Origin of the sequence: Mycobacterium sp., from assembly GCF_049280035.1 — a bacterium.
In the GTDB taxonomy this organism is placed as follows: domain Bacteria; phylum Actinomycetota; class Actinomycetes; order Mycobacteriales; family Mycobacteriaceae; genus Mycobacterium.
The window spans coordinates 1-7,443 of the sequence record NZ_JBAPPI010000876.1; the positions used below are offsets into that span (position 1 = coordinate 1).

Annotated in this window: 7 protein-coding genes; 1 reads left to right on the forward strand and 6 read right to left on the reverse strand. The window is 66.3% G+C overall.

What is annotated here, in order from left to right; genetic code table 11:
• Positions 1-176 precede the first annotated feature (176 nt).
• The 5 genes from WAN71_RS27865 to WAN71_RS27885 form a co-directional block, all read right to left on the reverse strand.
• Positions 177-1,373: a phosphotransferase family protein gene (locus WAN71_RS27865; protein ID WP_422228422.1), complete on the reverse strand. Its 1,197-nt coding sequence runs from the start codon at positions 1,371-1,373 to the stop codon at positions 177-179.
• 46 nt (positions 1,374-1,419) lie between these two features.
• A complete protein-coding gene (locus WAN71_RS27870) occupies positions 1,420-2,199 on the reverse strand; it encodes an SDR family oxidoreductase (protein WP_422228416.1) in 780 nt (259 codons plus the stop codon).
• A gap of 1 nt (position 2,200) precedes the next feature.
• Entirely contained in the window at positions 2,201-3,442 is a 1,242-nt protein-coding gene (locus WAN71_RS27875; protein WP_422228417.1) for an acyl-CoA dehydrogenase family protein, read from the reverse strand.
• 36 nt (positions 3,443-3,478) lie between these two features.
• Positions 3,479-4,312: an SDR family oxidoreductase gene (locus tag WAN71_RS27880; protein WP_422228418.1), complete on the reverse strand. Its 834-nt coding sequence runs from the start codon at positions 4,310-4,312 to the stop codon at positions 3,479-3,481.
• A 107-nt stretch (positions 4,313-4,419) separates the two neighbouring features.
• The gene (locus WAN71_RS27885; protein ID WP_422228419.1) at positions 4,420-5,109 is read right to left on the reverse strand and encodes a TetR/AcrR family transcriptional regulator; all 690 of its coding nucleotides are present in this window, start codon (positions 5,107-5,109) and stop codon (positions 4,420-4,422) included.
• A 211-nt stretch (positions 5,110-5,320) separates the two neighbouring features.
• On the opposite strand from WAN71_RS27885, the gene WAN71_RS27890 reads away from it, so the two are divergent.
• Positions 5,321-6,679, forward strand: a complete 1,359-nt coding sequence (locus WAN71_RS27890) for an FAD-binding oxidoreductase (protein WP_422228420.1) — start codon at positions 5,321-5,323, stop codon at positions 6,677-6,679.
• A 179-nt stretch (positions 6,680-6,858) separates the two neighbouring features.
• On the opposite strand, the gene WAN71_RS27895 is transcribed toward WAN71_RS27890, so the two are convergent.
• The coding region (locus WAN71_RS27895) for a carboxyl transferase domain-containing protein (protein ID WP_422228421.1) at positions 6,859-7,443 on the reverse strand (585 nt) is incomplete at its 5' end.

Sequence of the window (7,443 nt, forward strand, 5' to 3'; positions counted from 1 at the left end):
CCGCGCGGGAAGTGCACCCACGCCAGGCCGGCGTCGAACCGCGCCGCCAGGAATTCCCGCGGGTCGCTGCTCGCCGGGTCGTGCTCGTCGAGCAGCACCCGCACCCGCGCGCGCAGATCCTCAGCGACCGCCTGCTCGGCCTGCTCGTCAGCGCTCATCGGGGTCCTTCCATCGATTCAGATACCCGCATCCTCCGCTACTTCGCGCGCCTTGCACACCAGCGCGTCGATCCATCGCATGGTCGGCGTACCGGCGGCGGCCTTGTTCTGCGGTTCGTCCATCCCGCGACGCATCACACCTTCGGCGATGACGGCGACTTTCCACAGGCCCAGCGCATGCCAGTACTTCAGCGTCGCCGCGTCGCGCGCGGTCTCCGCCAGGTACATCCGTGCCATCTCCGCGCGATCCGGGAATCCTTCTAGTGCGGTCGCGGCGAAGCCGCCCGCGATGTCCTCCTCGCCGGCCTCGGGCCAGTACGCCAGCAGGCTGCCCATATCGGCCAATGGGTCACCAAGGGTGGACAACTCCCAGTCCAAGACGCCGATGACATCCCCGGTCGTGTGCGACGTGATGAGGTTGCGTAGGTGAAAGTCGCCGTGCACCAACGTCAGTTCCTGCTGTTGCGGTGCCGCGGCGATCAGCCGGCGGGTCAAGTCGTCGAGGTCTGGCAGCTCCCGGGTCTTCGACTGCTCCCACTGCCCGGCCCAACGCTTGAGCTGACGCTGCGCATACGGCTTGTGGCTGGCCAGGTCGTCGAGGCCAGACTCTTCGAGGTCGACAGCGTGAATTTTGGCCAGGGTGATGGGAAGCGAGAGCCCGATTTCCCTGCGGCGCTGTGGCGTGAGCGATTCGGCGATCGGCATCTGGTCCACCACCACGCCGTCGACGAACTCCATCAACAGCAGTGGGACGTCATCGGGCTTCTGTGGCGACCCGCTGCGCCCGGCATCGCCGCGCTGGCGATCGCCACGGGGCTTCTGTGGCGACCCGCTGCGCCCGGCATCGCCGCGCTGGCGATCGCCACGGGGCTGCTGTGGCGACCCGCTGCGCCCGGCTTCGCCACGCTGGCGATCGCCACGGGCATCCCGGGTCAGCCCGTACACCCGGGGCGTGGGCACCGGTGTGTCCTCCAGCGCCGACAGGATCCGCGCTTCGCGGGCGACATCGTGCGCGGACGCCAACAGCTCTCCCAGTGGCGGCCGCCGCAACACCCACTTTCGCCCTTCGGCGTCACGCACCAGGTAGGTCAGGTTCGACTGTCCCAGCCCGATCCGCTCGAAGCTCAGCGGCGCAGTGAACGTGACTCCGAGTTGCTCGATCCAATCGGCGACCGCGGTCGGATTGATTCCGACGAGGTTGTCGCTAGAGCCAATGGCCCGGCTCCTCAGCGGGCCGTTTCGGCCCGCATCGTCACCGGAGCTAGCCACCAATACCGGCTCCGGCCCGGAACATTAGCGCGTTGCCGAGCAACTGACCGCCGTCGATCACCAGGGTCTCGCCGGTGATCCAGCTGGCCTGATCAGACACCAGGAAGGCGACCGCGGATGCCACGTCGGCAGGCTCACCGATTCGGCCCAGCGCCGTGGATGCCGACAGTGCCTGCTCATGGTCCTTCCACAGCGCCTCGGCGAGCCGGGTGCGCACCACGCCGGGGCAGATCGCGTTGACCCGAACCCGCGGTGAAAGTTCCAGCGCCAGTTGCTTGGTGAGGTGGATCAGAGCGGCCTTCGTCGTGTTGTACATGCCCATGTTCGGTGACTGATGCATGCCGCCGATGGATGCGGTGTTGACCACGGCGCCGCCGTGGTCGGCCATCCATCCCTTGACCGCGAGCGAGGTCCATAGCAGGGGTGCCCACAAGTTGACCTCAAAGGTTTTGGCGAAACGAGCGTGGTCTTGTTCGATCAGCGGGCCGTATGCCGGGTTGGTGCCGGCGTTGTTCACCAGGATGTCGATGCTGCCGAAACGGTCGAGTGTCAGGTCGACGCAGCGCCTAGCGGCGTCTTCGTCGACAGCGTGGGCCGCCACACCGATGGCGCCACCGCCGACTTGCTCCGCCGCCGCGTCCGCGCTCTCCTGTTTGCGCGAGGTGAGCACAACGTTCGCGCCGGCCTCCGCCAGTTGCTGCGCGACCGCCAGCCCGATCCCCCGCGAGGCCCCGGTAATGATCGCAGTGCGGCCGCTCAGGTCCGGTGACATTTCAGCTCACCTTCGCGACGTTGACGGCGGCAGGCTTGCCGGAGTACTTGCGCAGTTCCCGCCGCGCGATGGCGCGCTTGTGCACCTCGTCGGGGCCGTCGGCAAGGCGCAGCGTGCGCAGATGCGCCCAGGCCAGGGCAAGCGGGAAGTCGTCGGTCACCCCGCCGCCGCCGTGCACCTGAATCGCCCGGTCGACGATCTTCAGCGCCACGTTCGGAGCCGCCACCTTGATCGCCGCGATCTCCGTTTGCGCTGCCTTGTTGCCGACCGTGTCCATCAGGTAGGCAGCCTTGAGCGTGAGCAGCCGGATCATCTCGATATCGATGCGTGCTTCGGCGATCCAGTCTTGGATGTTGGCGTTCTCGCTGATCGGTTTGCCGAAGGTGACGCGGGACTGCGCCCGCTTGCACAGCAATTCCAGAGCCCGCTCGGCCATGCCGATTGCGCGCATGCAGTGATGGATCCGGCCCGGTCCGAGGCGTGCCTGGCTGATTGCGAACCCCTCGCCTTCGCCCTTGAGCACGTCCTTGAGTGGCACCCGCACGTCATTGAAGTCGATTTCGGCGTGGCCCTCACGGTCCTGATACCCGAATACCGGCAACCCGCGCATGACGGTGACACCTGGAGCGTCGATGGGGACCACCACCATCGACTGCTGCCGGTGGGGGGCGGCCGTCGGGTCCGTCTTACCCATCACAATAAGCACCTTACAGTTCTGGTGTAAGGCGTTGGAAGCGAACCACTTTCGTCCGTTGAGGACGTACTGGTCGCCGTCGCGCACCATAGACAGCTGAACATTGGTGGCGTCTGAGCTGGCGACCTGCGGTTCGGTCATCGCGAACGCGGAGGCCATGGTGCCGTCCAGCAGCGGCTTGAGGTACTTCTCCTTGTGCTCATCGGTGCCGAACAGCGTCAGCACCTCCATGTTGCCGGTGTCCGGCGCGTTACAGTTGCACGCCTCGGAGGCGAGGTGGCTGCGGCCCATGATTTCGGCGAGCGGTGCGTACTCCAGATTGGTAAGCCCGGGCCCCCACTCGGGGTGCGGGTGGAAGAGGTTCCAGAGTCCCCGTCGACGCGCCTCCGCCTTGAGTTCCTCGAGGATCGGCGGCTGGAAGTGCGGGTCGCCGGATTCGCGCATCTGTTCGTCGTAGACGGGCTCGGCGGGGTAGATGTGCGACTCCATGAACTCCAGCAGATCCGCCTGGTATTTCTTGGCGCGATCGGACATTTCGAACACGGACATACGAACTCCTTACGGTACTCGGCAAAATCAGGGGGTCTAAGACGAATCTGACGGATCCACGTAGAGCAGGCCCCGCTGGTAACGGCGCATGCCCCGCAGCCAACGGTCGTAGTCGGTCGCCTTCTGGCGATACATGTCAATCACGCCGGGATGCGGAAGGATCAGGAACCGCTCGTCCTCAATTGCATCAAGGACGATGTCGGCGACCGCGGTTGGCTCCAGCACATCACCGGCGGCGGTGACCGCCCGGGTGGCGAGGCTGCCCAGCACGCTGCCGGTCTCCTCGCCGGTATACAGCAGCTTGGTGTTCACCCCCATCGGGCACAGGCAGCTCACCCTCACCCCTTGGTCGCCGTAGGTGATGTTCAGCCACTCGGCGAAGCCGACAGCGGCGTGCTTGGTGACTGAGTAGGTGGCGGAGCCGAGCTGGGTGAGCAGTCCCGCCGCCGAGGCGGTACTCACGAAGTAACCTTCGCCGCGCTCAACCCATTTGGGCACCAGCAGTTGCGCGGCGCGCAGGTGAGCCCGCAGGTTGACATCGATGGACTGGTCCCACTCGCGCTCGCTGATGTCGAGTCCCGCGACGCCGGTGATACCCGCGTTCGCGAAATACAGGTCGACCGGGCCGAATTCGCTGTCCGCAAGATCGATCAGCCGTTGGATCTGGGCGGTGTCGGATACGTCGCCGCCGGCACTGACCGCCGTGCCGGGCCAGTCGGCGTTGACACTTTCCGCCACTGCCCGCGCGGCGTCCGTGTCCAGGTCGGCGACGACCACCCGGGCACCCTGCGCCGCCAGTTTCGCGGCGATTGCACCGCCGATGCCGCCTCCGCCGCCGGTGACAATCGCGACTTTCTGGGCAACCTTCACAACCGAATCCTCATACTCGTGGGCAACGTCAACGGCCGGGATGAACGTCTTCCGGCCGCTTGAACCTTAGTTGAATCCGGACTCAAATTCAACCTCGACCTAGGCGATCAACGGTGGCCGGGAAACCGCAGGGCGTTCGCCCACAGCCGGGTCAGGGTGGCCACCAGTAGCTCGAACTCGGCCGGCTCGCCGTCAGCGTCCTCGCTCTCGCCTAGCGTGAACACGCTGTACGCGGCCCGGCTGACCATGCCCGACAGCGCGCTCGAGGCGAGCAACGGATCGACCTCGCGGTCAGCGATCCCGCGCTCCTGCAGATCGGCGATCCCGCGGGCGTTGCGCTGGATGAAGGCTTCCGCACGGCGCCTGCGGAACATGCGGAACTCCGGATCCACCTGCGCGACCTGTTCGAGCAGCCCCATCAGCTTGGCATTTCGTCGATATGCCTCGAGATATGCCCGGTTGCTGGCCTCCAGCACCGCATACGGATCGTCCTCGGCGGCCACCCGACCCATGCCCGGATGCATCATGTCCCGCTGCGCCTCCTCGAGGACGGCAGCAAAGATCTCCGCCTTGTTGGCGAAGTAGGTGTAAAACGAGCCGGTCGCGCACTTGGCCGCCTTGGTGATGTCGGTGAGCTTGCAGTCGACGTAGCCGTCCCGCTCGAACACTTTCCGCGCAGCGGCGATCAACGCGGCCCGGGTCCGGGCTCCGCGCACCGTCGCCGGCCGTTGGCGCGACGGCGCTGCGGGCTCGATCGACGGCACACTCTCGTGCACATCGAAAGCAGTCGCATCCACCCGGTCATCATACCTGAATCCGACCTCAGATTCGGTGCAAAGGTTCGAGTAGTTCAGCTCGGTTCAGCCGCGCAACAGCAGCCGGGTGATCCAGGCGCGCGAGTCGGCCGGGTCGATCACGTCGTCGAGCTCGAAGGTGGTGGCGGACGTGAGCGCCTTCAGCTGCCAAGATCGGTCAGTTAGCGGCCGACCGGGTGTAACGTCCGCCGATATGACGACGCCCGACTACGTCGCATCTCTAGCCGAGGGGTTTTCCGGCCAGATCGTGACCCCGGCAGACCGGGGCTTCGACGCCGTGCGCAAGATCCACAACGGCCTGATCGACAAGCGGCCCGCGCTCATCGCGCGGTGCTTGAACACCGCCGACGTGATTGACGCCGTCACTACAGCCAGGGACATCGGGCTCGAGGTATCGGTCCGCGGCGGCGGGCACAATGTCGCCGGCAAGGCGGTCACCGAGGGCGGGCTGATGATTGACCTTTCGCTGATGAAGGCGATCCATGTCGATTCGGCCCGACGCACCGTCCGCGCCCAGGGCGGCGTCACGATCCGGGAGCTGGACCGCACGACCGGTGTGTTCGGCCTCGCGACCGCGAGTGGTGTGGTGTCGAGCACCGGAATCGCCGGGCTCATACTCGGAGGCGGCCTGGGCTGGCTGATGGGACGCTACGGCATGGCGATCGACAACCTCCTTGCTACGGAGGTTGTGCTCGCGTCCGGGGAGGTCGTGACGGCCAGCGACCACGACAACCCAGATCTGTTCTGGGCGATCCGTGGAGGCGGCGGCAACTTCGGTGTGGTCACCTCGTTCGAGCTGCAGGCGCACCCGGTAGAGAGCGTCCTCAGCGGGCCAGCGTTGTATGTCCTCGACGCGGCGCCCTCGCTGCTTTCGTTTTATCGCGACTTCTGCGCCGACTTGCCTGACGAGCTCGGGACCCAGGCCGCTTTCCTGCACGCGCCCGACGGCTCTGGCACGAAGCTCTGCGGGGTCGCTATCTGCCACTGCGGAACGGACCCCGATCAGGCCGAGGCCGACGTCGGAGCGCTGCGCGGGTTTGGATCCCCCGCCGCAGACATGATTCAGCGGGTGCCTTACCCGGTCGCGAACACCCGCGTTGACTGGCTCTTCAACCCAGGAACGCTCAACTACTGGAAGTCGGCGTTCTTCACCGAACTCACAGACGCGGCTATTACAGCCCTCGTCCAGGCGTTCGAACGGGCGCCGACTGAGTTGTGCGCCTTAATCATCGAGAACTTCCACGGCGCAGCGACCCGGATCGATCCGAGCAGCACCGCCTACCCGCACCGCGAGCCTGGGCACAACCTGCTGCTCATCTCCCAATGGAGCGACCCAGCGGACACTGACGCAGGCATCGCGTGGGCGCGGGCAACCTTCGAGGCGCTCGCGCCGCACATGGCGGACCGCTCTTACAGCAACTACCTGCCCGCCGACGACCACGGCTGCGTCCGACAAGCGTACGGCGTCAACTATGAGCGGCTCGTCGAACTCAAGCGACGCTACGACCCGGACAATTTCTTTCGCCTCAACCAGAACATCGACCCCTCCTAAGCCCGGGAGACAGCCACATCCGTCGCGCGTCGCGCGATCACCGTGCGTAAGGGAAAGACGAGCAGCCGGAAGCTAATTCCCCGAGGCCGCCGCCGGCGCCGCAAGCAGGGTCGCCGCCGGTCGCGACACCCTGGACCCGTTACATAAAGCCGGGAACGCCGCGGGCGTGGTGCGCGCGACTACCGGGACAGCCGGGTGATCCAGGCCCGCGAGTCGGCCGGGTCGATCACGTCGTCGAGCTCGAAGGTGGTGGCGGACGTGAGCGCCTTGCCATGCTGGTAGGCCGCCTCGACCAATTTGTCGAACAGGTTCTGGCGTTCGGTCGGATCGGTGACGGCAGCCAGCTCCTTGCTGAATCCCAGTCGCACAGCACCTTCCAGGCCCATCCCGCCGATCTCCCCGGTCGGCCAGGCGACCGTGAACTCCGGGGCGTGCAACGAGCCGCCGGCCATGGCCATCGCCCCCAGCCCGTAACCCTTGCGCAGGATGATCATCCCGAACGGCACCGTCAGCCGAGCGCCGACGATGAACAGCCGGCTCATCCGCCGGACCGCGCCGTGCACTTCGGCGTCCGGGCCGACCATGAACCCCGGCGTGTCACACAGCGAAATGATCGGCAGCCCAAACGATTCGCACAACATGAGGAAGTCGCCGATCTTATCCGCGGCCTCGGCGTCGATGGCCCCGCCGAGATGATGACTGCTGTTGGCCAGCAATCCGAACGCCGCGCCTTCGACGCGGACGAGCGCGGTGACCACTCCGAC

What these genes read in the sequence shown, in the direction of transcription:
- WAN71_RS27870 (WP_422228416.1), bottom strand. Translation starts at nt 2,199, where the DNA reads ATGTCACCGGACCTGAGCGGCCGCACTGCGATCATTACCGGGGCCTCG.
- WAN71_RS27875 (WP_422228417.1), bottom strand. Translation starts at nt 3,442, where the DNA reads ATGTCCGTGTTCGAAATGTCCGATCGCGCCAAGAAATACCAGGCGGAT.
- WAN71_RS27890 (WP_422228420.1), top strand. Translation starts at nt 5,321, where the DNA reads ATGACGACGCCCGACTACGTCGCATCTCTAGCCGAGGGGTTTTCCGGC.